The 24,993-nt window shown below is 37.3% G+C and carries 25 protein-coding genes; 19 read left to right on the top strand and 6 right to left on the bottom strand.

Annotated features, from left to right (window positions below; genetic code table 11):
• Nucleotides 1-129: 129 nt before the first annotated feature.
• On the bottom strand, nt 130-756 hold the full coding sequence (locus NYE73_RS15060) for a YczE/YyaS/YitT family protein (protein WP_004230690.1): 627 nt from the start codon (nt 754-756) through the stop codon (nt 130-132).
• 163 nt (nt 757-919) lie between these two features.
• On the opposite strand from NYE73_RS15060, the gene NYE73_RS15055 reads away from it, so the two are divergent.
• From NYE73_RS15055 to NYE73_RS15045, 3 genes are all read left to right on the top strand, one after another.
• Nucleotides 920-1,342, top strand: coding sequence for a pyridoxamine 5'-phosphate oxidase family protein (locus NYE73_RS15055; RefSeq protein WP_048392416.1), 423 nt, complete (start codon nt 920-922; stop codon nt 1,340-1,342).
• A gap of 95 nt (nt 1,343-1,437) precedes the next feature.
• Nucleotides 1,438-3,183 (top strand): adenine deaminase, encoded by a 1,746-nt coding sequence (gene ade, locus NYE73_RS15050; RefSeq protein ID WP_259950782.1) that lies wholly within the window; start codon nt 1,438-1,440, stop codon nt 3,181-3,183.
• A gap of 251 nt (nt 3,184-3,434) precedes the next feature.
• Nucleotides 3,435-3,971 (top strand): DUF6143 family protein, encoded by a 537-nt coding sequence (locus NYE73_RS15045; protein ID WP_004230683.1) that lies wholly within the window; start codon nt 3,435-3,437, stop codon nt 3,969-3,971.
• A gap of 115 nt (nt 3,972-4,086) precedes the next feature.
• Here NYE73_RS15045 and NYE73_RS15040 read toward each other — a convergent pair whose 3' ends face one another.
• From NYE73_RS15040 to NYE73_RS15030, 3 genes are all read right to left on the bottom strand, one after another.
• Nucleotides 4,087-4,890, bottom strand: a complete 804-nt coding sequence (locus tag NYE73_RS15040) for a methyl-accepting chemotaxis protein (protein WP_004230681.1) — start codon at nt 4,888-4,890, stop codon at nt 4,087-4,089.
• Nucleotides 4,891-4,947: 57 nt separating this feature from the next.
• On the bottom strand, nt 4,948-6,519 hold the full coding sequence (locus tag NYE73_RS15035) for a phytoene desaturase family protein (protein WP_054550456.1): 1,572 nt from the start codon (nt 6,517-6,519) through the stop codon (nt 4,948-4,950).
• Nucleotides 6,520-6,897: 378 nt separating this feature from the next.
• Nucleotides 6,898-7,806, bottom strand: a complete 909-nt coding sequence (locus tag NYE73_RS15030; protein ID WP_054550455.1) for a MerR family transcriptional regulator — start codon at nt 7,804-7,806, stop codon at nt 6,898-6,900.
• A 351-nt stretch (nt 7,807-8,157) separates the two neighbouring features.
• On the opposite strand from NYE73_RS15030, the gene NYE73_RS15025 reads away from it, so the two are divergent.
• From NYE73_RS15025 to NYE73_RS15010, 4 genes are all read left to right on the top strand, one after another.
• Nucleotides 8,158-8,868 carry a TspO/MBR family protein gene (locus NYE73_RS15025; RefSeq protein WP_259950781.1) on the top strand — a complete coding sequence of 237 codons (711 nt, stop codon included), beginning with the start codon at nt 8,158-8,160 and terminating at the stop codon, nt 8,866-8,868.
• 241 nt (nt 8,869-9,109) lie between these two features.
• Complete coding sequence (locus tag NYE73_RS15020) at nt 9,110-9,712, top strand: hypothetical protein (RefSeq protein WP_259950780.1); 603 nt, start codon at nt 9,110-9,112, stop codon at nt 9,710-9,712.
• Nucleotides 9,713-9,900: 188 nt separating this feature from the next.
• Entirely contained in the window at nt 9,901-10,440 is a 540-nt protein-coding gene (locus NYE73_RS15015; RefSeq protein ID WP_131521476.1) for a flavodoxin family protein, read from the top strand.
• Between the two features lie 261 nt (nt 10,441-10,701).
• Nucleotides 10,702-11,601: a LysR family transcriptional regulator gene (locus NYE73_RS15010; RefSeq protein ID WP_259950779.1), complete on the top strand. Its 900-nt coding sequence runs from the start codon at nt 10,702-10,704 to the stop codon at nt 11,599-11,601.
• A 22-nt stretch (nt 11,602-11,623) separates the two neighbouring features.
• Here NYE73_RS15010 and NYE73_RS15005 read toward each other — a convergent pair whose 3' ends face one another.
• Nucleotides 11,624-12,652, bottom strand: coding sequence for an S-layer homology domain-containing protein (locus NYE73_RS15005; RefSeq protein ID WP_259950778.1), 1,029 nt, complete (start codon nt 12,650-12,652; stop codon nt 11,624-11,626).
• Between the two features lie 125 nt (nt 12,653-12,777).
• Nucleotides 12,778-13,515, bottom strand: a complete 738-nt coding sequence (locus NYE73_RS15000; protein WP_259950777.1) for an SDR family NAD(P)-dependent oxidoreductase — start codon at nt 13,513-13,515, stop codon at nt 12,778-12,780.
• A 160-nt stretch (nt 13,516-13,675) separates the two neighbouring features.
• Between NYE73_RS15000 and NYE73_RS14995 the strand changes: the two genes are divergently transcribed.
• The 12 genes from NYE73_RS14995 to NYE73_RS14940 all read left to right on the top strand — a co-directional run bounded on the left by NYE73_RS14995 (nt 13,676) and on the right by NYE73_RS14940 (nt 24,920).
• The gene (locus tag NYE73_RS14995; protein ID WP_066037768.1) at nt 13,676-14,284 is read left to right on the top strand and encodes a TetR/AcrR family transcriptional regulator; all 609 of its coding nucleotides are present in this window, start codon (nt 13,676-13,678) and stop codon (nt 14,282-14,284) included.
• A gap of 206 nt (nt 14,285-14,490) precedes the next feature.
• On the top strand, nt 14,491-14,652 hold the full coding sequence (locus tag NYE73_RS14990) for a hypothetical protein (RefSeq protein ID WP_004230657.1): 162 nt from the start codon (nt 14,491-14,493) through the stop codon (nt 14,650-14,652).
• A 152-nt stretch (nt 14,653-14,804) separates the two neighbouring features.
• Nucleotides 14,805-15,719: a metal ABC transporter solute-binding protein, Zn/Mn family gene (locus NYE73_RS14985; protein WP_048392424.1), complete on the top strand. Its 915-nt coding sequence runs from the start codon at nt 14,805-14,807 to the stop codon at nt 15,717-15,719.
• Between the two features lie 9 nt (nt 15,720-15,728).
• Nucleotides 15,729-16,457, top strand: a complete 729-nt coding sequence (locus NYE73_RS14980) for a metal ABC transporter ATP-binding protein (RefSeq protein WP_048392425.1) — start codon at nt 15,729-15,731, stop codon at nt 16,455-16,457.
• Nucleotides 16,458-16,468: 11 nt separating this feature from the next.
• On the top strand, nt 16,469-17,341 hold the full coding sequence (locus tag NYE73_RS14975) for a metal ABC transporter permease (protein WP_054550447.1): 873 nt from the start codon (nt 16,469-16,471) through the stop codon (nt 17,339-17,341).
• On the top strand, nt 17,338-18,207 hold the full coding sequence (locus tag NYE73_RS14970; RefSeq protein WP_048392426.1) for a metal ABC transporter permease: 870 nt from the start codon (nt 17,338-17,340) through the stop codon (nt 18,205-18,207). Before NYE73_RS14975 ends, NYE73_RS14970 begins: the two co-directional genes overlap by 4 nt.
• Nucleotides 18,208-18,427: 220 nt before the next feature.
• Complete coding sequence (locus NYE73_RS14965) at nt 18,428-19,615, top strand: MFS transporter (RefSeq protein ID WP_054550446.1); 1,188 nt, start codon at nt 18,428-18,430, stop codon at nt 19,613-19,615.
• A gap of 153 nt (nt 19,616-19,768) precedes the next feature.
• Complete coding sequence (locus NYE73_RS14960; RefSeq protein WP_112118420.1) at nt 19,769-21,037, top strand: MFS transporter; 1,269 nt, start codon at nt 19,769-19,771, stop codon at nt 21,035-21,037.
• Nucleotides 21,038-21,053: 16 nt separating this feature from the next.
• A complete protein-coding gene (locus NYE73_RS14955) occupies nt 21,054-21,545 on the top strand; it encodes a kinase (protein ID WP_259950776.1) in 492 nt (163 codons plus the stop codon).
• A gap of 412 nt (nt 21,546-21,957) precedes the next feature.
• Nucleotides 21,958-22,746, top strand: a complete 789-nt coding sequence (locus tag NYE73_RS14950; RefSeq protein WP_269899013.1) for a lipid II flippase Amj family protein — start codon at nt 21,958-21,960, stop codon at nt 22,744-22,746.
• A 141-nt stretch (nt 22,747-22,887) separates the two neighbouring features.
• Complete coding sequence (locus NYE73_RS14945) at nt 22,888-23,562, top strand: response regulator transcription factor (RefSeq protein ID WP_112118421.1); 675 nt, start codon at nt 22,888-22,890, stop codon at nt 23,560-23,562.
• Complete coding sequence (locus tag NYE73_RS14940; protein ID WP_259950774.1) at nt 23,559-24,920, top strand: sensor histidine kinase; 1,362 nt, start codon at nt 23,559-23,561, stop codon at nt 24,918-24,920. The genes NYE73_RS14945 and NYE73_RS14940 overlap by 4 nt, the downstream gene beginning before the upstream one ends.
• The last annotated feature ends 73 nt before the right edge of the window (nt 24,921-24,993 follow it).

The following is a 24,993-nucleotide window of genomic DNA, read 5'->3' as shown; positions in this document are numbered from 1 at the left end:
GTAATAATTTATGTTTTTTCACATCTTCACCTCAAATATACAGTTGGACTATATAGTTTGATTATATATAGTTAAACTGTATATTTCAACTGTAAAAAAGACAATGCAAAAATGCATTGTCTTTAAAGTTTAGACAACAGCGCTTTTCACGCCTGTCCATCGCATAAATAATTTTTCGTTATAGGATAAGGCAAATTGTACGATTGGTCCAAGTCCAAATGCCATAAATACCGTACCGATGCCTATAGGACCGCCAAGTAGGAAGCCAATGATTGCAACTGTTACTTCCATTGTTGTACGAGAGCGAGTCACACTCCAGCCAAGCTTATGAACCATCATCAGCATGAGTGTATCACGCGGTCCAATACCTAAATTTGCTACCATATACATTCCACAGCCCCAGCCTAGTAACACTAACCCTGTAAGGTAAGAAATAAGTTGCATCCAAAAACCATCAATATCAGGTAACCAATAGTTGAAAATATCAATAAAAATGCCTGCCAAAAACATATCGATAAACGTTCCAGGTAAAGGGAACTTTTTCGTAATCAGCATATCAAACGCTAAAATAGCAAGTCCCAAAATAATGGACCATGAACCGATTGATAGGCCTACTGTTTTTGTTAAGCCAATATGTAGTACATCCCATGAGCCCACTCCAAAGAGTTGGCCTTTAATTGTTAATGTGATACCAAAAGAAAGTACGATAATGCCTGTTATGAAAAACAAACAGCGCGTAAAAAAAGCTTGTTTCATTTTTAACCCTCATTCATTCGAAAATTCCTGTTGTCCATCCAGTTATTATAACAATAGATTTTCAATATGCCCGAAGATTGTCATTTCACATTTTTCAAAAAAAGACCGTTTAGCTTTCTTGGGAGAGGGCAAAATAGATATATAGATGAAAGGATGGGATATTATGACTTCTGTACGTGATGAAATTCTAGAAGTGTTAAATCGAGAAAAGATTGGCACAATGGCGACTGTAGAAAATGGCAAACCTTACTCACGATACATGACATTCCAGCATGAAGATTTTGTATTGTATACAGTGACGAATAAGCATTCAGAAAAAATGGAAGAGCTGCGCAAAAACCCATATACCCATATTTTATATGGCTACGAAAATGGTGGCTTTGGTGATACGTATGTGGAAATAGAAGGCAAACTTACTGAAGTACATGAAGAAGGGATAAAAAATAAACTAGCCGAATTTTTTACAAGTATCTTTATTGGCAATCAGGATGAAATGGTGACATTAAAGATTGAGCCTATTCGTATGCGCTTGATGAATAAAAAAGGGCAACCACCTAAAGAGCTAGAATTTTCGAACGACCATTGATCAATGGTCGTTTTTTACTGATGTAGCGATAAATAGTTGCAATGGCTAGCATCTTTTTGGCATGATAGTTCTTAAAAGAAAAAGGAGTATAAGTTATGTCGATAAAATTACAGCAGCTAACACAAAATGTATTATCATCTCAAGGAAAATTAGAGGCAGATTTTATACTGAGAAATGCGCAAATTGCGGATGTTTTTTCGTTAACATGGCAAAAAGCAGATATCGTCGTGAAGAATGGGATGATTGTGGCTCTAGATCGCACGAATAAGTTTCACGCTAAACAGGAAGAGGATGCGGCAGGAGGCTATGTCATTCCTGGTTTAATTGATGGTCATATACATATTGAGTCTTCTATGTTGACACCAGGGGAATTTAGTCGTGTTTTACTTCCTCATGGGATTACAACGGTGATAACTGATCCTCATGAGATCGCCAATGTCGCAGGAGCAGAAGGCATTCAATTTATGCTAGATGATGCACAAAAGGCAGATATGGATATTTTTGTGATGCTGCCATCAAGTGTGCCAGGTACACAGTTTGAAAATGCAGGCGCTACACTAACAGCTAAGGATTTGGCACCATTTCTACAACATGAACAGGTTCGTGGATTAGCGGAGGTGATGGATTTCCCAGCGGTATTAAATGGGCAAGAGGACATGCTTCAGAAAATTTTATTATCGCAGGAAGCAAATTTAGTCATTGATGGGCATTGTGCAGGCTTACAAAGCGAACAAATTACAGGCTATCGAGCTGCGGGTATTCACACAGATCATGAATGTGTAACGGCTGAGGAAGCCATTGACCGTGTAGAGCAGGGGATGTATGTGCTAATCCGAGAGGGCTCAGCCGCGAAAAACTTACGTGACTTATTGCCAGCTGTCCAGTCACATAATGCTCGTCGCTTTGGATTTTGTACAGATGATAAATATGTGGATGAGTTAATCGACGAAGGCAGCATCAATTATGATATCGCCATGGCAATAGCTGAAGGGATGCAACCATTGCAAGCAATCCAGTTAGCAACCGTTAACACCGCAGAATGCTATCGTTTATTAGATCGAGGTGTACTTGCACCAGGCTATAAGGCAGATTTTGTGTTAGTAGAGAATTTGTCAACAATGCAGGCAAAGGCCGTATGGAAAAATGGGCAGAAAGTGGCTGAAAATGGTAAAATGCTGACAAATCGTCAAGAGCCAGTTGTGCCGGCTCATATCCATCAATCTGTCCATTTACCAACCATTACAAAGGATAGGCTACAACTAGCATTCACAAAGGGTACAAAGGCGAATGTAATGGAGATTGTGCCGAATCAGCTAATTACCAATCATGTAATAATGGATGTACCTGTAAAGGATGGTTTTTTCGTCCCTTCTGTAGAACAAGATCTACTGAAACTAGCCGTCATCGAACGTCATCATCAGCTACACAAGACAGGTTTAGGAATTGTTAAAGGCTTTGGCTTACAAAAAGGAGCAGTAGCCACAACGGTAGCTCATGATTCCCATAATGCCCTTGTTGTAGGAACAAATGATGAGGATATGGTCCTGGCGCTTACACGCATTCAGGAAATCCAAGGGGGCTTTGTGATCGTTGCGGATGGCCAAATTCTAGCAGAGATGCCATTAACAATTGGTGGCTTGATGACAGATGTACCAGCTCAACAGGCAAAGGAGCAGCTAGCAGGCTTGCACAGGGCATTAAAGACGCTTAATCCAACATTAGATTTCCATTTTTTACTAACGTTTTCTTTTGTGGCATTACCAGTTATTCCTACTTTAAAGCTAACAGATACAGGATTATTTGATGTGACAACCTTCCAGCATATCACGGTAGAAGCATAGATGAAAAAACGACCTAACTAGCCTTCATTAAGCTTTTAGGTCGTTTTCTTATATTGCTTATTTAGTGCTAGCTCTCATTCACCATCATTTACGAACTATAAACATGCTTACAAGTCATTGTAATATGGAATTAGTCGTAAAATTAAGGATTGCGTGTTGATTATTTCAACCTCTTATTTGTAAGATATTTTCGTCTAAACATCCCTACTAAAAATACATACATTAATATATAAAAGGGGGTGAGATTGACAATGAAAAATAATGATCGATTTATGAAAATAGTTAGTATTCCTACTCCTTTATATGAATCATTATTAGGTCAATATTTTGTTGGGCAAACCGAATTAATTACCTTAAAAAAAGGAAGAAATGCGTGGGGAAGCTTAAGTAATCCTAAATATTCTAATGTGGATTTGTTTGTAAATGCGTTTACCATTACTAATTATTCTAAACAACCTATTCTGGCTGAAATTTGGTTTAATGCAATACCTCCTGGGGATTCAATGATTTCTAAAAATGTAACGCCTACTAATACAGCCATTTATCCACCACCAAATCCAGACGTTAAAATTGAATTTGCTGAACTTGTTGAAGGGCACCCCTATAAAGGAGTAAATGCGTTTAAACGAATTGTTCCACCACAAAGTACTTTAGTAAGCGATGAAGATGGAAAATTTATTTTTCCATCTGGTGAATCATTTGTAATTTTTTTAGTTACACAGGACAATGAATGTATAGAGGCTGAGATAGCATTTGGGTGGTTTGAAAAAATGAAAAAATACCATTAAATAATAAGGATATTGTTAGTAGAATATAATTTATAGTGATATTAATTAGTTAGAAAAAAGAAGCTAAAGCTCTCAAATATCTATTGAGAACTTTAGCTGCTGTATTATTGACTAGTTAAAGCATTTTTTCGAATCTATCAATGGCTTTATTAAATTCATTGTGCGTTTCTGTTACAACTTTCTTCAAATCATGTGTAATATTATCGACCTTTTCCGTATCACTTTCTATAGTCATTACATTATATTCGATATTTCGAAGTGCATTATCAACATTCAGTGCTAATTTTCGTACCTCTTCTGCTACGACTTTAAATCCGCGACCTTTTTCACCAACACGTGCAGCCTCTATTGCGGCATTCAGTGCTAGGACATTTGTTTGTTTAGCGATAGTATGAATCACTTTTACAGTATCTCTAATTGCGTCAACTTCTTTGGCAAGTGATGCTACGGCTTTTATGTTTTCTTCTGAATTGGATACAACAATTTCTACTAACTCCTGAGGCATACTTTTTAGTTTAGCAATAATCTCTAAAGTATTGAATTCTCGATTTGTAATATCTGTTGAAATTTTTAATATGGAACTTACCTTATTATTGTCATTGAAAATGGGGAGGTAAGTTGCTTCAAGCCATATAGAATCGTTCATTTTACTTATTCTTTCAATTTTTCCTTCATATTTTTCTCCATTTAATAAACCTTGCCATAGGAGATGATAGTCTGGGCTTTGTATAAAATCCGGTTTACAAAACTTTTCATGACCCATCCCAATAACTTCATCCACCTGATATCCTAGAACCTCTGCAAATTTTTTATTAGCCCAAATCACTTTTCTATTCAAGTTAAACTCTACAAGGGCTAAATTTTTTTTCATTGAATCTACAATTGCATTTTCATTCATATGTTTTGTCTGAATATTCATATTTTCAAATCCTTATATTAGGTAGCTAAGCTAAATTTAATTCATACTTAATGATTATTAGATATGCAACATTACTTTTTCACTAGGTTTGTTATTGAGTTCCGTATTAAAGAGATCTATTTTAGGTAAAGGTTTCACTGCTAATTGTGCTAGACCATGCTTTTGTAGAATTCCATTAGAAGTAATACGTGCAGACTCCAAGATAATCGGTAAACCACTTCCTGGATGTGTACCACCTCCAACTAACCAGCTATTTTTTAATTCTTCAAATTTATTGTGAGGGCGGAATGTCAGCATCTGTGTAAGCTGATGACCTAGGTTAAAAGTTGCTCCTTTATATACACCTAAATTCTCTTCCCAATTTTTCGGTGAAATTATGTGTTCTTCTTCAATGTATTGCTCTAGATTTTCAATGCCAAGTTTGTCCTCAATTAACCCAATTAGCATGTTACGATAATCTTGTTCACAGGTATCCCACTCAATATGACTGAAATTATTAGGTACTGGTGCTAATACATATAGCGTAGATTTCCCTTGTGGGGCAACTGTCGGATCTGTTACAACTGCATTTTGAATGTAGATAGATGGATCATCCGACAACAATTTATGGTTAGTAATTTCTTCAACATTTTTTCGGTAATTTTTTGCAAACCAGATCGTATGATGGGGCAAATCAAATTTTTTATTGACACCTAGATAAAGCATAAAAGTAGAGCAAGAGTATTTTTTCTTCTCTAACTTTTCTTTAGTGTATTTTTTTAGAACACCAGGCTCGACTAAGTGAGTCATCGCATGACCAAAATCACTATTTATTATTACTTCATTAGATGCTATTTTTTCGCCATTATCTAAAATGACACCCTTTACCTTTCGATCATCCAACCAGAGCTTTGAAACGCCACAGTTCGTGTAGATCTCTCCACCATTTTCTCGTACAACCTTTGCCATTGCCTGTGTTAACTTATTAATGCCACCTGTAATGTGGTAAACACCATAAGCATGCTCAATAAAAGATAGAATGGAAAATGCACCAGGACTTTCCCACGGAGACATGCCTAAGTATTTTGCTTGGAAAGTAAAGGCAAGTTGTAATTCCTCTTGCTTGTAAAATCGTGAAAGCGTATCGATTAAAGATCTACCGATTTCAAGCTCACCCAATGCCTTTAAAACTTTTGGGTGTAGTAAATCTGTATAACGGTTCATGCTTGCTTGCAATACAGGTACTAACGCTTCTAATTTGTGATTAGTTTCCTTCATATATTTTTCAAAAGAGCCCTCATTGCCTGGAAATAGTTCATTTATTTGACGAATCATTTCCTCACGATCACGAGTCATTTTAATGCGCTTATCGTGAAAAATTAATTCATACATTGGATCTAGGTTTACTAGATCTATATAATTATGTATATTTTTACCGGCAAGCTCGAATATTTCTTCAATAATATAAAACATATTTAAAAATGTGGGGCCCATATCAAATTTATATTCTCCTAGCTTTATTTCACTTGTTCTACCACCAATATAGGGTTGTTTCTCGTAAACTTTGACATTAAATCCTTTAGCGCTAAGCAGCATTGCCGACGCTAAACCACCTGGACCAGCTCCTATAACAATAATCTCCTTTTTCATTGTGAAAAACCTCCGTATCTGCTATTTAGTCTTATAACACTACCTGTATTGAGTCATGATTTATAAATAGATAAAAATATTTATTTGTTGTACAAAAGTTATACAGTGATTATACAATTAGTGTACAAAAATGTGCAAACTATATATTCTTGAAATTTAAAAAATTATTTTATGGCTATTGCGTGCAAAAAAAAATCATAGACAAAAGCATGTGTAACCAATGCTTTCATCCATGATATTCTCGTTGAACTTCTCAATAAAATAGATTGTAAGAACAATGCCTTATTTAAACAGGGATAGCAGTATTAATAAACTTTTTAACTTTTGCTTATAGTACTAGTTCTAACCAAAACGTTAAACTCCTACTAAAAATAAATGTTATTTAGAGTGAGAGTTATTTATAACTTCATCAATAGTACTGGCAATAGCAATTGAATGTAAGGAATGTGTTTTTAAATACTCTTCAGAGCCAGCACCCCCCATATAAAATCGAATAGCAGGATGTTTTGCAGCGAAGTCATCTAATTGCTGAATGCTAGTAGGGTATAACTCAAATGGCCTTGTAGTCATAGCAGATAATAGAACCACCTTTGGTTTAAAATGTATGATTAAAGATTCAATTGCCCCAACAGCTGGAGAACTGCCAACAAGGAATGATCGCCAACCAGCCATCATTGCTTGCAACAATAAAATATGAAGTTGAACTTCATGATGCTCCCCTGGTAAGCATGCTCCCATTATAAGTGGTGCATCCTCTTTAGAGTGGTAATTCCTTCTTAATTGTACTAAATAATCTCTAACAATCATTGTAGTAACAGATTCTTGATACTCGGTCCATACCTGTTTTTCCCATAATCTTCCTACCTCTTGTAAGAAAGGAATAATCACATGAGATAGAAATTTTGCTAATCCTAATGAATGATTTGCTTGTTGCAGGAGTCGATTAAGTTCTACTTCATTGCAAAGTCTTCCTTCTTCCAATAAAAGATTACAGAAATGATCTACATTGTCGCTTTTGGTCAACACTGTGGGGGTAACTGCCTCTAAAACATTTTGATTGCTAAGTACAATTGTCACTGCTTGTTTTATAGAATAGCCTTGGTTCGAAAGGCTAAGTACTTTTAAATATAGCTGCACATCCTTTTCACTATAAACACGGTGTCCATTTTCTAATCTTTTGGGGTGAACAAGTTGGTAGCGCTCTTCCCATTTACGTATCACTTGTTTGGATAGTCCTGTGATTTCAGATACCTGCGTAATATTATATTGCCAATCTGTTGGTGTCATTATTTCCCTGCCTTTCTATAGCTAGTAACATTCATGATTGTGAGTATTTGTGTGCCGTAGTGCTTTCCGAAACCTTACAACTTTTCATATTATAATATAGATATTTAAAAGTTGTACAACAATTGTATAACTATAGTGGTTGAATATTGAATAACAGGGAAATAGGGGTGGGGAATTTAATGAGACAATTTGTTGTTTTTTTCTTCCATACCATAATGAGTAGGCTATACGATTTTATAGATAAGCTAATGGCTTTAAATAATTTATTAATGTTATGTAAGCGGAGTAATTATAAGTTGGAATGGGTAATGAATATATTGAATTAGATGATGTATATGAGGGGGAAAGAACATGAAATGGCTTGCACTCATAAGTTATTTCGCCATGGTTATTATTAATGGACTAGCTAGTACGGTGGGGATTAATGGGAAAAAGACAGGTGAAATTTCTAATCAGGTAGATGTATTGTTTATTCCAGCAGGCTATGTTTTTAGTATTTGGGGCTTGATTTATTTTTTATTATTCATTTGGCTTGTACAACAATTTCGGTCTTCAACTACTAATCGTATAAATAGCAATCTGGGTCTCTTTGTAATCACTGCATTTTTAAATATCGCATGGTTGTTGAGCTGGCATTATGAATTGTTTATAACGTCCATTGTTATTATGGTCGGCTTATTGGTTCATATAATTTTTCTGTATGTAAGTTACCCGAAAGAGAATAATCGTTTTTCAGGGAGACTTCCATTTTCTGTATATTTAGGGTGGATTAGTGTGGCGTTGATGGCTAATATTAGCTTTGTGCTTAAATATTATGAGTGGGATGGGTTTGGGCTCTCGGAGGAAATATGGGCACAGTTATTACTTATTCTTGCGACTGTGCTAGCTGCTTTTATACGTGTTTATAAGCAAGATGTATTTTTTCCATTAGTAATTATCTGGGCTTTTATAGGAATCGCTATCAAGAATGGAGAAGATGCAGGGAGTATTTTCTATATGCCATTTATATATAGTTTGTTCCTGGTAATTTGGATTTTCATTGGAAGGCCTAAAAGATTATAGTTAAAGTATCTATAATATTTGATAAGAAAAGAAAATTTATTTATAAAGAAACCCAAACTAATGAAGTGTTATGAGCTTCTGTGTAGTTTGGGTTTTTTGTAAAGATAGGTGACCTTTCATCCAATTCTTCTTATCCAATGATTAAAATGTATTCACTTTTTTGAATGTAGAAATAATGGAAATATAAAGGGAATAAGCTCTTTTTGTCGAATCTTCTTATGATGAAAGGAGTAATCAAGTTTTGCTTGTCACAAATTATTTTTATGATCTACCAGAAGAGACTAAAGAATCTATTTATTTATATGAATATAATCTTATATTGAGTAAAGAAGTTGAAATCATTCAATTACATCGAAAACGGTCAATTGTTTATGAAATGAAAAACAAAGGAATTATATTGAAAAAATTTTTATCTGAAGGAAAAGGGGATAACGATATATACGCATTGTTGGAGTTAAACAGTAGTCCTTATTTTCCTAAAATTTATGCATATAAAAAAAGAGAGTTTTTATTTGTAGAAAAAGTGAATGGTAAAACTTTATCACAGGTTTTAAAAGAAGGCATAACTAACAACGAATTAAAAGAAATTGTTTTGAAAATGATTGAAGCAAAAAAAGATATGATGAATGTAGACAGATACGATTTTGATTTTAAATTTGAACATATATACTGGGATACGGAAAATAGCACTTTGAAATGGATTGATTTGGGTGCGTGTGTAAAAAACCCAATAGGATATTCCGAAGAAGAAAAAAAGAAACGAATTAAATATTGCATTAACCAAGTCAAACAACAATTTGCTAAATATGGGTATAGTTTGTTGGATAATTTAGAGGGGTTATAACTAACTATTGATTTCATTTTGTATCCTAGTTTAATTGAACATATTTTTAAAAGTATGCATGCTAATTGTAATCACTTTTTTCGATTGATTTTATCGAAATAATCATCTTTATCGAATTGTAAATTCATAATAAGATACAGGTATACGGGAACAATAGTAAAAACTTCAAGGAAACGGGGATATTCTAAATGTCAATAGCAGTTATTTACGGTGGCAATCGGCCGAATGGGAATGTAGAGACTTTAACAAAATTAGCCACTCAAGGCCTAATGATTGAAGAAATTTATCTAAAGGACTGTGTTATTCAGCCAATAATCGATAAGCGTCATGCTGCGGAAGGGTTCACAGATGTCAGCGATGATTATAACGCCGTCATTGACCGTATTCTTCCGCATGATATTCTTATATTTTCTACGCCTATTTATTGGTATAGTATGACAGGAGCGATGAAGAACTTTATAGATCGATGGTCACAAACCCTAAGAGACCCGAATTATCCAGATTTTAAAGCATTAATGTCTTCTAAAAAAGCATATGTCATTGCAGTTGGTGGAGATGAGCCTTATATAAAGGGGTTACCAATGATTCAGCAATTTCAACATATTTTTGATTTTGTTGGGATAACCTTTGAGGGATATATTCTAGGAGAAGGAAACAAGCCAGGCGAGATCCTTCAAGATCTAAAAGCATTGTCTGCAGCTGATCATCTTAGAAAAGAATTACAATAAGTCGACCTTATTGGCTTTAGATGATATTTACTATTTTTATAGCACAATACAATGAAACGAATTTGGAGGGAAGAAGTCTCCAAATTCGTTTCTCTTTATATGATGAAAGGTTCTTTTGATGTTAGAAATTTGCTTGCGCTATTGGTAAATGCAGCCATCTCTTTCTTTCAACTACAAACTAGTGTATATTGGATTTTATTATCGAAAAGGATGAATGTTTCAACAAAAACTATCGAAGAAATAGATGAAGGGGTTCACGTGATGGATATTAAGCAGCTTCAAACGTTTTTTACAGCAGCTGAAACATTAAGCTTTACACAGACAGCCCAGCTTCTTGACTACGCTCAATCGAGTATTACAGCTCAGATAAAAACATTAGAACAAGAGTTAGGTGTTCCTCTTTTTGAGCGGCTTGGCAAGCGCATTATTCTCACAGAAGAGGGCAAGCGTCTACAGCATTATGCAAAAAAAATGCTTGAGCTAGACCGTGAAATGAAAAAAGCTATATCCAACGAGCAGGAGCAAGTCCTATTGAAGGTAGGGGCACAGGAAAGTCAGTGTGTCTATCGACTACCAAGTATTTTACAGCAATTTCAACAAGCACACCCGCAAGTGAAAATCATTTTCAAGCCTGTGCATACAACAGCTATTGCAAAGGATTTATTACAAGCTGGTAAACTTGATATTGCATTGATAACGGACACTTATCAGGAAACAGCCATGCTCAAGCGAGAGCGATTGATTCAGGAACAGCTTGTTTTTGTGAGTGCCCCCAAAGAAATTAGTCAGCCTCTATCGGCTCAACAAATTTCAACTGAAACGATGTTGTTAACAGAAACAGGGTGCTCCTATCGTAATCATTTAGAAGCACAGCTACAGCAAGAGGGTGTCAATCCCTTACAAATGATTGAATTCGCCAGTATTGAAGCAATCAAGCAATGTGTGATGGCAGGGTTAGGTATTACATTTTTACCTAAAATGGTTGTAGAGAAGGAGCTGGAAAGTGGTCAATTAATGGAAGTATCGTCCACAATTGATTTAGCGCCAATTTATACAGATATTGCATGGCATAAAGATAAGCATATGCATCCCTGTCTCGAAGATTTTATTGCCATCGCCAAACATAGCTATGAAGCTTTTAAGGATGAAAAAAGAGCCTGAATGATTCAGACTCTGTTACAAATTATTGCTGCTTGAGGGTACCCGAAAAATTGGTGCCTTCATTACGTTCAGCACGACAATCAATCTCGGTCACCTTTAGGGCATTATTGGATAAACGTTCAAACTCGACAACACAACGATTGCCATTCGAGGATGTATTCATAAGGGCTTTCGTATTGCTTGTAATTGTGGCTGTGCCATTTACACTACCTGAAGCGGAGCCATCATTCGCCGTTAAAGCAATAGAAAAGCTCTTGTTTGTGGCATTGGAGATTATAGCATCACGGCGGTTAAACTCATTTGTACCCTTACCCCATTTGTAGTAATAAGTATACACACCTTCCCATGCGCTTTTACTAGGAGTAGCCTGCTGTAATGATTTGTCGAGCTGATTTTGAGCATTTTTTGCCCTATTATTTAAGGATACGTTGTTGGCATTCTCATGAATTGCTTGTGCATCCGCTGAAATTTCATAATAATTTCGTTCGTCCATACGATAGAGCATCGTAACAACTTGCGCACGAGTCATGTTGCTTGTCACGCCATAAAACTTTTGTAAATTACGCTCTTCATACTGTGGATTTAGCCCGGAAGAAATATAGGTATCAAGTAAAAATTGAATAGATTGATCTAAGCCCTTCTTACCGCTAGCTAAATGAGCAATAGCCTGTGCCACTACACCACGCTTCACAGTAGCCGCTCGGATTCGGTTGTCGAAATAGCCATTTAAAGGCACCCCATAGCTTGCGAGCTGGTTATAGAAATCATCCGACCAGTTTGCCGAAGGAGTTTGCTTTTTTAATTCGTCGATGGGCGTTTCGAGCTCATAAAAATTGGCTAATAATTTTCCTAATTGCTGTTCAGTAATGGTAGCATTCGGTTTAAATGTACCGTCTGTAAAGCCATTAACAATATCATATTCTTCTGCCCATAAAATAGCTTCATATGCATAATGATCCTTTGATACGTCCCGAAAGCCAGCAGCTTGTACATTGCCTGCACTAGCTATAATCAGAATAGAAAATAATAATGTACCTATTAATTTTTTCATTTGTTGTCTTCATCCTTTCTTGCTCGCTTTAGTAATAGTTTGCAGGAAATGGATAAAAACTGCAAATTTTTCTAGTGAAAAAATAATCGCTGCCCTTTGTCGGGTAGCGATTATTTTAAACGTCGTTATTGGGCTGTGTAGCCACCATCTACTGTTAATGTGTTCCCTGTCATAAACGTTGAATCGTCACATGCCATAAATAAAACAGCTTTCGCCATTTCCTCTGGTTGTCCTAGTCGTTGCATAGGTGTGATCTGACGTAATGGCTCCTTACTTTCTTCTGGGATAATTGGTGTATCAATAAAGCCTGGACATAGGGCATTGACACGAATCCCTCGCGTAGCAAATTCTAATGCTAATGAACGTGTTAAATTAATCACGCCTCCTTTTGCTGCATTATAAGCAGCTGATCCTGGCGAGCCAACCCAGCCATACATCGAAGCTGTATTAACGATTGTACCACCATTCGCTTTTAGCATTTCTTTGATGGCAGCCTGCGCCATTAAAAATACACCATCTAAGTCTACATTTACAGTTTGACGCCATTCCGCATAAGGAAGCTCCTCAGTTGGCGTAACACGACCAATCCCTGCATTATTAAAAAGGACATCGACTTTGCCAAATGCCTCAATAGTTGTTTGATAAATAGCTGCTACTTCCTGTTCATCCGTTACGTTTGCTTTGATAAACATGGCTTTTGCTCCTGTTGCCTGTAGTTCAGCTGCAAATGCTTGGCCTTTTTCCTCGTTTAGGTCCACAAGCACCACTTTTGCTCCCTCTGCTACAAATAATTTGGCTGTTGCAGCACCGATACCAGAAGCACCACCTGTAATAATTGCGACTTTATCTTGTAATTTCCCCATACATGACACTCCCTTAAACAAACTTTTTTCTTGCACACTGTGTAAATCACGGTGTACTTTTATTGTAAAACGCCTGAAAACGGAAACAATCATTAATGTCGTAGTAAATATCTAACTAGTAGACATATGTGCCTGGAATGTCTAAAAGGGGGAAGTAAAATTGCCAAAATGGACACAAAGACAAGAAAGAACCCGCCGTCATTTTTATGAAGCGTTTGTCGATTTAATGAAACAACATGGTTTTCAAGCCATTACAGTGAAGGATATTGTAGAACGAGCGGGCTATAACCGTAGTACCTTTTATGTGCATTTTCAAGATAAATTTGAACTAGCAGAGAATTTACTAGAACAAATGCTGAATGGTCTGGAAGTGGCAGTAGGTGAACCCTACCTATATGGAGAAAAGGTATACACGACAAAATTGAAAGCACCATCCTTTAATATTATTCATTACATTTATAAGCACCGTTTGTTTTTCGAGCTGCTGAATGTGGAAGATACGATTCCTGGGTTGCACACCCGTATGCCCTTAACGATCACAAAAATTTATCAAGAGCAATTTAAATTTGAGACGATCAATCAGCAGCCTGTCAACATGAACATGTTCAAGCATTATACTTCCTACGGCTTTTATGGATTGATGATGCAATGGATTGCAAGCGGCTATGAAAAATCAGAAGAAGCTTTAATCAAGGATATTATTGAATTAACAAAAACACATATTTATGCATTTGAATTTATAGGAAAGCCGCTAGAAAAAGAAGAATAAAAGTATATTAACATAAATCTATGTATTTTTATAAAAGAATCTCTAATGTCTGCATTAGGGATTTTTTTGTTTGGGCTAAACTAATTTTTGTGTAAGAAAAAAAATTTTTTAAAGAAATTTTCATAAAGTAGTTGAATTTTCTTTGTATTAAGCATATATTTTTCCTAAGGGAAACAAAATATCTCCAAAGAAAGAAGAGTGCGTGAATGAAAGATTTAGGTGATTTCAAGCTGACGATTCTTCCAATGGCCATTTTAATTATTTTAGCAATCGTATGGAAACTGACCGATTCAGTAGGCGCAGGTATGATGTTAATCCTTTTCTGGATGAGCTGGCGCCAGCTTATCAGGAAAATGAATATAAATTAAGGTATTGTGTGGAAAAAGTTAGGATATTGGCGTTGAATACGACTAGGGCGGGCATGACAACCAATTTACGGCTTGTCCGCCAATTGGTTACTTCGTAGTTTAGGCACTTTTTTCAAACAATTGCTTAATAAAGAGAAAGTTGAGGTAGGAAAATGAAACAATGGTTAGGTGTGGTGGTATTATCACTCTCATTTCTATTATTTGGCTGTTCAGCAGAAACAGAGGGTGAAAAAGAAGGCATTGTGGTTGCAACCACAGGACAAATTGCAGATGCGATTAAAGAAATCAGTGGTGATCATTTACAGGTATCAGCATTGATGGGTCCAGGCGTAGATCCCCATCTCTACAAGGCGACTCAAAGTGATTTATCGAAATTGGATAAAGCAGAAGTCATTTTTTATAATGGCTTACATTTAGAAGGACAAATGCTCGATATCTTTGAACAAATGGCGAAGGATAAAACGGTCTTGGCAGTGGGCGAGACATTAGATGAAAAGCAACTGCTTGCCAGTGATACGGATGCCATGCTCCATGATCCACATATTTGGTTTGATGTTGAGCTTTGGAAAGGTGTTGTCAAGGCAATCAGTACGCAGCTTCAGGAAGAATACCCTGAATTTAAAGAAGATTTTCAAACAAATGAAGCAGCTTACTTGAAAAAGCTGGATGATTTACAAAGCTACGCAGAAAAACGTGTGAATGAAATACCACAGCAACAAAGAATATTAGTAACGGCTCATGATGCATTCAATTACTTTGGCAGAAGTCAGGGATTTGAAGTACGTGGCTTGCAAGGGCTGAGTACTGATTCAGAGTATGGTGTGAAGGATGTTCAGGAGATGGTTGATTTCTTAGTAGAAAATAAGATTAAGGCTCTTTTTATAGAATCCAGTGTGTCCGATAAGGCGATGAAAGCTGTCATTGAAGGGGCTAAGGAGAAAGGCCACGACATTGTCATCGGTGGGGAATTATTCTCAGATGCTATGGGAGCTGAAGGAACAACAGAAGGTACGTATATAGGTATGTATCAACATAACATCGACACGATCGTCGATGCATTAAAGTAGGTGAAGAATATGTATGCATTAACAGTGGAAAATCTATCAGTGGCGTATGATAAAAAAACAGTATTAGAAAATGCCTGTGTAACAGTGCCTACAGGTCATCTAGCTGCCATTATTGGCCCAAATGGTGCAGGGAAATCCACATTTTTAAAGGCCATTTTAAATCAGCTTCCTAATAAAGTGGGAAAGGTAGAAATTTTAGGGAAGGTGTTTGAGCCAAAGAGTTTAGTCGTAGGCTATGTGCCTCAGCGTAATGCGGTGGATTGGGATTTCCCAACAAATGCGTTGGATGTGGTGCTCATGGGGCGTTATGGCCATACAGGCTTATTTAAAAGACCGTCTAAGCAGGATAAAATTGTTGCTCGACAAGCTTTAGCAAGTGTTGGGATGCAGGATTTTGCAGAGCGTTCCATCGGGCAGCTTTCAGGAGGCCAGCAACAACGTGTATTCCTAGCTAGAGCCCTTGCACAAAATGCAGATATATATTTTTTAGATGAACCATTTGCAGGAGTAGATGCTGCGACAGAAAAAACGATTATTGATATTTTAAAGGATTTAAAGGCACAGGGAAAAAGTATTTTTGTTGTGCATCACGATCTTCAAACCGTCAAAGAATACTTTGACTATACAATTCTATTAAACAAAACAATTTTAGCATCAGGCGCAACGGAAGATGTTTTTACACCAGAGCAATTACAAAAAACATATGGTGGTAAACTTTTCATGATGCAGCATGTGTAAGGAGGGACATAATGTTAAGCGGTAACTTATTGTGGGTACTGAGTGGAACGATGTTACTTGGCATTGCAGCAGGCATCACAGGCACGTTCTCCTTCTTACAGAAACAAAGTCTAGTTGGGGATGCTGCTGCGCATGCAGCATTACCAGGTATTGCCCTTGCGTTCCTGCTAACAGGTCAAAAGGAATTGCCAATTTTAATGCTAGGAGCAGGCATTACATCTGCATTATCTGTGTATTGTATTCAATGGATTGTGTCATTTTCAAAAATGAAGGCTGACGCTGCCATTGGATTAGTCCTCACCGTATTTTTTGGTGTTGGTGTTGTATTTTTAACAGTGGTTAACCGTAGCCCACTGGGGAATCAGAGTGGTCTGAATAATTTTATTTTCGGTAAAGCAGCGACGATGACCAAGGCAGATTTAATGTGGCTCTTTATTAGTGCAACCATCATTATTGTGGTTAGTCTCTTGCTTTATAAGGAATGGAAGCTACTGATCTTTGATCCTGTTTATGCAAAAGGGATTGGCTTACCAATAGAGGCTTTAAAGGCAACATTAACGGTTTTAATTGTCATGACAATTGTTACAGGTATACAAGCTGTTGGCGTTATTTTAATGTCAGCTTTATTAATTATTCCTGCTGCCAGTGCCAAGTTATGGACAAAAAAATTGAGCACAATGCTCATTTTAAGTGCTGCGATTGGAGGTATCGCTGGCATAACAGGAACCTTTATTAGTGCGATTCGAACAGGGTTATCGACAGGTCCGATAATTGTCTTAGTGGCAGCAGGTATATTCTTTCTATCGTATTTTATAAGTCCAACTGGTCAAATTAGTAAATATCGTAGGAAAATGCAATTTCGAAAGCAGGGTGATGTAGGATGATCGAATTTTGGGTTGTATTCACGGGACTGTTAGTTGGGGTAACTTGTGGAATTGCAGGTGTCTTCCTCATCTTGCGTAGAATGTCCATGATTGCAGATGCGATCAGTCATACAGTGCTCTTTGGCATTGTAATGGCTTACCTTATTACCCAAACGTTGAATGGTTTTTGGATGTTGGTAGGTGCTGCGTTTGCAGGGATTTTAACAGCCTATCTTGTGCAATTATTACATTCTTCTGGTATTCAAGAAGACGCAGCGATAGGCGTAGTGTTTACATCTCTGTTTGCAGCAGGTGTTCTCCTCATCACCTTATTTGCAGGCAATGTGCACTTAGATGTTGAGCATGTTTTAATGGGAGAAATTGCTTTTGTTCCTTGGGATAAATGGACATTGCTTGGGCTGGCAATGCCTAAGGCAGTATGGATGCTCTTACTCGTCCTCGTCATTAATATTGCGTTCCTACTCCTATTCTTTAAAGAAATGAAGCTTGCAACGTTTGACCCTGTGTATGCAGCAACCATTGGCATTCCCGTTGTCTTTCTTCATTATGGCTTTATGACATCGATTTCGTTTACAACAGTGGCAGCTTTTGATAGTGTAGGGGCCATTTTAGTGGTTGCCATGTTGATTGGGCCAGCTGCTACCTCCTATTTAATCAGCAAGACGATTAAGCAAATGTTCGTCTATAGTATGCTCTTTGGAGCTGCTGCTTCCGTCATTGGCTATTATTTAGCGAAATTTTGGGATACCTCTATAGCAGGTATGATGGCAACAACAGTCGGCTTCATTTTTATCGTGACGTTCATCTGTCAAAAAATCGTTGAGCGTAGAAAAAAAGTACTTGTTCATAAACTAGAAACTTCTTAATGAAAAACGTCGTTTGATACGCCCATCAAACGATGTTTTTTCTTTTAAGGACAAGTTCAAACTTTTGAATGAGTACTACTTCTAGGAAAAATAGTATACTCGTTAAGATAAACTAGAAAGAGAAAGAATAATAGCATCTAGCAAATTTTTCTATATTTTTATGTACGAATATTTAAAATTTTGTTACGATAAATTTTATGATAGCAACAAGGAGAACAGCATGTGGAGAAATCGAAACGTATGGATTATTTTATTAGGTGAATTTGTCGTAGGTCTCGGCTTATGGGCTGGCATTATTGGCAATTTAGCCTTTATGCAAGAGGTAGTACCTTCTGACTTTCACAAATCATTAATTATTTCTTGTGGTATTTTAGCAGGCTTAGTTGTTGGTCCAATGGCAGGACGTATCATTGACCAATCGAAGAAAAAAACGGTTGTCCAGATGGCGAGTATCGGACGCATCATCAGTGTTTTATTTATGTTTATCGCACTTTATACTAATTCGGTCATTTGGATGATTCTATTTTTAATCACGCTGCAAATAGCAGCAGCATTTTATATGCCTGCCTTGCAATCTATTATTCCCATGATTGCGAAGGAACAGGATTTAATTACATTAAATGCTTGGCAAATGAATGCGAGAACCATTTCAAGGATCATCGGTACAGCCGCTGCCGGGTTTATGCTCAGTTTTTTTGAGTTAAAATGGTTATATATTATTTCATTTATTGTCTATTTAGGCATGTTTGTCATTACTAGTTTATTGCAATTGGATGAAGCATCTACTGAAACGATGACAAACAAAGAAAAAGGGAATTTTAAAGAAGTGTTACCGATGATCAAAGAGCATCCAGTCGTCTTGATGACGCTTGTCTTAATGTTAATTCCTACATTATTTTTAGGCTCTTTTAATTTAGTGATTATGAAAATATCTGAAATTCATCAATCTACCACAATTTCAGGATTATTGTATACGGTGGAAGGTATCGGATTTATGCTTGGTGCAGCTGGTTTGAAAATGATTGCTGACCGTGTACAAATGGGTACACTGCTTTTTTCATTAGCCTTTATTATAGGCTCAATGGAGCTCCTATTATTACTTGCAGAGACTCCATTTTTCGCTTTAGTGGCATTTGGCGTTTTTGGCTTTTCAGTTGGCTGTTTTTTCCCAACGACAATGGTAATTTTCCAAAAACAAGTACCCAAACAGTTTCATGGACGCTTTTTCTCATTCCGCAACATGATTGATTCCGTCGTCTTTCAAATCGTGCTTTTATCGACAGGTATGATGCTAGATTTAATTGGTTTAAGTGGTATGGGACTTGTTTTCGGAATCATAAGCTTAAGTTTAACCACTACTTTCTTATTTTACGCAAAGAAAAAGAATGTCGTTATGCATGCACATTAATATCATGTCCTTTATGCATGACACCAATTGGGGCATACGATAGAGGTATAAAAAGATGGTAGCATAGGAAAGGAACTGTCTAGATGGAGACGGTTCCTTCTTCATTAATTCAAGTAATCTTGTTTGATATACATAGAGAAAGAAGGTTGAAAAATGGTTGAAAAATCTCAAGAGTCAATTGCGTCCTACATTGAGTCACCAGAAAAACTAAAAAACCTATATAGGCGTGTACTGATAGTTGTTAGCTTATCCCAAATTTTTGGGGGAGCTGGACTTGCGGCGGGTATAACGGTAGGCGCTCTACTGGCACAACAAATGCTTGGAACGGATGCCTATGCGGGTGTACCCTCTGCATTATTTACGTTAGGCTCTGCGGGTGCGGCTTTCATTGTAGGAAAACTATCTCAACGTTATGGTCGCCGCATAGGCTTATCAACAGGTTTTATAGTGGGTGGACTTGGTGCAATAGGTGTAGTCCTTGCTACTTTAATGAATAGTATTGTGTTATTGTTTGCCTCTCTATTAATCTATGGAGCTGGTACGGCAACTAATTTACAGGCACGTTACGCTGGGACAGATTTAGCCAATAATAAGCAACGTGCTACGGCGATTAGTACAACCATGCTTATGACCACGTTTGGTGCTGTTTTAGGTCCGAATTTAGTAGAATGGATGGGAAAAGTGGCGCTGTCTATCGGTATTCCAGCTCTAGCGGGTCCATTTCTATTATCTGCTTTGGCCTTTATTATGGCGGGGCTTGTATTGTTTACTATGTTGCGTCCTGACCCGCTAGAAATAGCGAAAGCCATAGAGGCACATAAGCAAAAAATGAACAAAGAAAATCAAACACCATCCATGCCTATATCTAGCAATAAAAGAGGCCTAGCGGTAGGAGCAACAGTTATGGTCCTGACACAAATTGTCATGGTGGCCATCATGACAATGACACCTGTACATATGAAACATCATGGACATGGATTAGCCGAGGTTGGTATTGTGATAGGGTTTCATGTAGGTGCTATGTATCTGCCATCACTTGTCACAGGTATTCTTGTTGATAAAATCGGACGTACGGCAATGAGTATAGCTTCAGGTATTACGTTGCTACTCGCTGGCGTAGTGGCTGCATTTGCACCAAGCGATTCAATGGTGTTACTCATTGTGGCACTTTCTTTACTGGGATTAGGTTGGAACTTTGGCTTAATTAGTGGAACTGCTCAAATTGTTGATGCGACGGAGCCTTCTACCCGTGCAAAAACACAGGGGAAGATGGATGTTTTTGTGGCATTGGCAGGTGCATCAGGTGGTGCGCTATCAGGTATGGTAGTGGCGAATTCAAGCTATGCAGTGTTGTCCTTAGCAGGAGGGCTATTGTCGTTAGTATTGATTCCTGTTGTCATTTGGTCTAGGAGAGCAGCTTAAAAAGGAGAAGGGGAAATTGGACTCTAAGCTAATTATTATTCGAGGAAATTCAGGTAGTGGGAAAACGACAATTGCAAAGAAACTTCAGCATCATCTTGGACATGGTACACTTTTGATTGCGCAAGATGTTGTCCGACGTGATATGTTAAAGGTGCATGATCGAGAAGGCAATCTTTCTATTGAATTAATTCGTCAAATCGCAGAGTATGGTAAAGGTCGTTGTGAAGTTGTCATTGTAGAAGGAATATTATATGCCAGTCGTTATGGAGCTATGTTAAAGGATTTAATCCACTTCTTTGATCAGAAGGCCAATACTTATTATTTTGATTTATCTTTTGAGGAAACCGTTATTCGTCATCATTCTAGCTCCAAAAAAAATGACTTCGGGGAAGATTCTTTACGTGCTTGGTGGAATCCGCATGATTATCTTGGGGTGGATGGTGAAACGCTGCTGACGGAAGAGATGTCACAGGATGATTTATTAAAATTAATGGTAAAGCAACTGTAGAAGTAACAAAAAACTTACCCTTTCTTAGGGTAAGTTTTTTCATAGTGTTGAAAAATTTCCGTGCAGGTTACATGCTTTCCTCTGGGCGAACACAGCTCCGTTTAGAGGTTACCTGTATCGCTATTCAAGAAGATTCAAGTAGCCTTCCACTCCAACCCATTAAAATGTTTCTTTTTTAGAAAAAATTTTCAAATAAAACAAAGGTGTTCACTACTCTTTATGGCGAGGGTAGTCACTCATCACTTCTCCACATTGGAAATAATCAACCTCTCGCCTTTTATAATTACCTTTTATGGCGTGGACAGCACATTTTTTCAATTGGAACTATTTTATTGAATAAGCGTTACAATATTAAATCGTTAGAAAGCAAAGAGTAGGTACATATGTGGATTTAATAACAGAAAAATTAATCATGATTGCTTTATTTATTTTAATCATTCATGCGATTGAAACGCTTGCATATGCAGTTCGTTTATCAGGAGCACGTGTCAAATTACTAGCTTCGGCTTTATCTCTTTTTAATGTAATGGTCATGGTGTCGAGGTTAGCCAATATGATGCAACAACCATTCACAGGGAGCCTTGTTGATACAGCACCTACGGAGAATGCCATGACATTTGTAGAACATCAATTTCGACTAATTATTGGAGCGGCTTCGCTTGGAACAATAGTAGGAATCTTACTTATTCCCACCTTTGTAGCCATTTTTTCAAGAGCTATCGTTCATTTGGCTGAGGAAAGAGGCTCAATCCCGGCTTTATTGAAAAAGGGCTTTACATTTGACTATGTAAGACGGGGAATTAAGCATATTCATACACCAAATTTTAGTTATTTAAAAGGCATTCGTCTACAGGATATACCGATTAAATTATTTGTTATCAATATTGTTATTACAGCTATTTATACGATTGGCGTTTTATCTGCATTGTATGCCACATTATTAGTACCAGAATTAAAGACTACTGCTGTTATGGCATCTGGATTAATTAATGGCATTGCAACAATACTATTAATCCTATTCATTGACCCGAAAATATCCATTCTAGCAGATGATGTGATCAATAAGAGAGGAAGCTATCTAGACCTGAAAAGAATGTCTGTTATGATGATGTTCTCCAGATTTTTAGGAACCATTGTGGCACAGTTACTATTGATTCCAGGTGCTCATTACGTTGCATGGTTTGCAAAGTTAATTGCTTGATTAGAACCACTTCCTTTATGTTTTTAGGAAGTGGTTTTTTAGGCCACAGCAATTAATCGTGAGGTGTGGTAGGGGAGAAGTAAAGAAATTATATAGTATAATGTGTGTGAATAATAGATTCGAAAAGAGGGGAACGAATGTATGCCGACGATACTTGTTGCGGATGATGATGCGAACATTCGTGAACTTGTTTGCCTTTTTCTGCGCAAAGACGGGTTCACTACAATGGAGGCAGGAGATGGTAAAGAAGCATTAGCCATCTACGGCTCAACACCTATTGATCTTGTTGTACTAGATATTATGATGCCAACGATGGATGGCTGGACACTATGTAAGGAGCTCCGCAAAACGAATACGGATCTTCCTCTCCTGATGCTGACTGCAAGAGGGGAAACATGGGAAAAAGTGAAGGGCTTTGAGCTTGGAACGGATGATTATTTAACAAAGCCATTTGATCCGTTAGAGCTAACTGTACGTGTAAAGGCACTTTTGAAGCGCTACAGGATTGGCCATTCGCAGACCATTCAACTTGGTCAAGTCACGCTGGACCGTCAGACCTATAAAATTATGAGAGGAAAAGATGTTATTTCACTACCGCTCAAGGAATTTGAATTATTATATAAGCTTGCCGAAACACCTGGACAAGTCTATACAAGAGAACAACTGATCGATCAAATTTGGGGGATTGATTATGCGGGAGATAATCGAACCATCGATGTACATATTAAGCGCCTGCGTGAGCGCTTCAACACCATCACTGATTTTCATATCGACACAATAAGGGGTCTGGGCTATAGGCTTGAGGTTGAGGAATGATTAAATCTTTATATACTCGCGTCGTTTTAATCTTTCTAGTTGCTGTCATTGGGGGAACGGTTATCTCTTTTTTCATGGCAACATGGGTATTTAAAGATAAATTAAATGAAAACTTACAAATTCCCTTATTAAATTTTGGACAAGACATGGTACAAATTTTTGACACATTGCCATATCATGAAGCCGATCGTTTTATACGTGATATGCATCAGCTTGAATCCTATCATGTTCGCATTTATGAAGAAACAGGGCAGTTTACGGCTTACGGAAAGCTTCATGGCAATCAGTTAGCCCCTGTAACAATGGAACAAGTACAAGCTGTACTGGATGGAGAGGTTATTCAAGTAATTCCAAGTGGTATTTCATCCATACTTGTCGGTATACCTCTAACAACTGAAATGGGAACGAGAGCGATGTTTATCCAAACGATTGCTTTACCTTCAACCTCTTTTTCCATCAAGTTGATTCTGAATTTTGCTACTTATGCCCTTGTTATTGGAAGCGTTGTGTTTTTAGTTGCAGCGATGTTTTTAGTCAAGCCAATCAAAAAACTAACACAAGCCACTAAACATATTGCTGGTGGTGATTTCAATGTCGAATTAAATATTAAGCAATCAGGGGAGTTAGGTACGTTGGCTAAAAGCTTTGAAGATATGGCGGAGGAGTTACAGCAGCTAGAGCAAATGAGGAGAGATTTTGTATCGAATGTGTCCCATGAGGTGCAGTCTCCACTTACCTCCATTTCTGGTTACGCATTAGCACTGAAACAAGTTGATGTAACGGATGACGAGAAAAACCGTTATCTTGATATCATCATTTCGGAGGCCAATCGAATGTCTAAGATGAGTGATAGCCTTTTAAAGCTGAGCTTACTAGAATCAAAGACACAGCCAATGCATCTCGATACGTTCAGTCTAGATGAACAAATTAGACGTGTCATTGTCTCCCTCCAGCCTCAATGGTCCTCTCGCAATATTGATTTTGAGCTCCAGTTGAAGGCTGTTCGCCTCATGGCTGATTACGATCAATTACATCAGGTATGGACAAATATTCTTACGAATAGTATTAAATTTTCAAGTCCTAATGATACGATTGAGATCAGCATGAAGCAAAGTGCAAATCATGTGATAGTCCGAATAACGGATAGAGGCATTGGGATTTCTTTAGAGGATCAGCAACGTATATTCGAACGGTTTTTCAAGGCCGATCGTTCCCATAGTCACAAGTATGAAGGCAGTGGAATGGGGCTTGCTATCGTGAAGCAAATCGTTTTACTACATCGAGGAGAAATTGAAGTCGAGAGTGAGCTTGGGCATGGAACGACAATGATTGTCAAATTACCTATTACCTTAAATTAAAGAGAGCATGTTACGACTCCTATACAGATGTCGTAACATTTTTTTGTATATTTTGAAAACCCCTTGCTATGCG

It is taken from the genome of Lysinibacillus sp. FSL K6-0102 (assembly GCF_038003545.1).
Lineage (GTDB): Bacteria > Bacillota > Bacilli > Bacillales_A > Planococcaceae > Lysinibacillus > Lysinibacillus capsici.
Note: the sequence above shows the minus strand (reverse complement) of the source record. Positions and strands in the feature narration are given on the sequence as shown.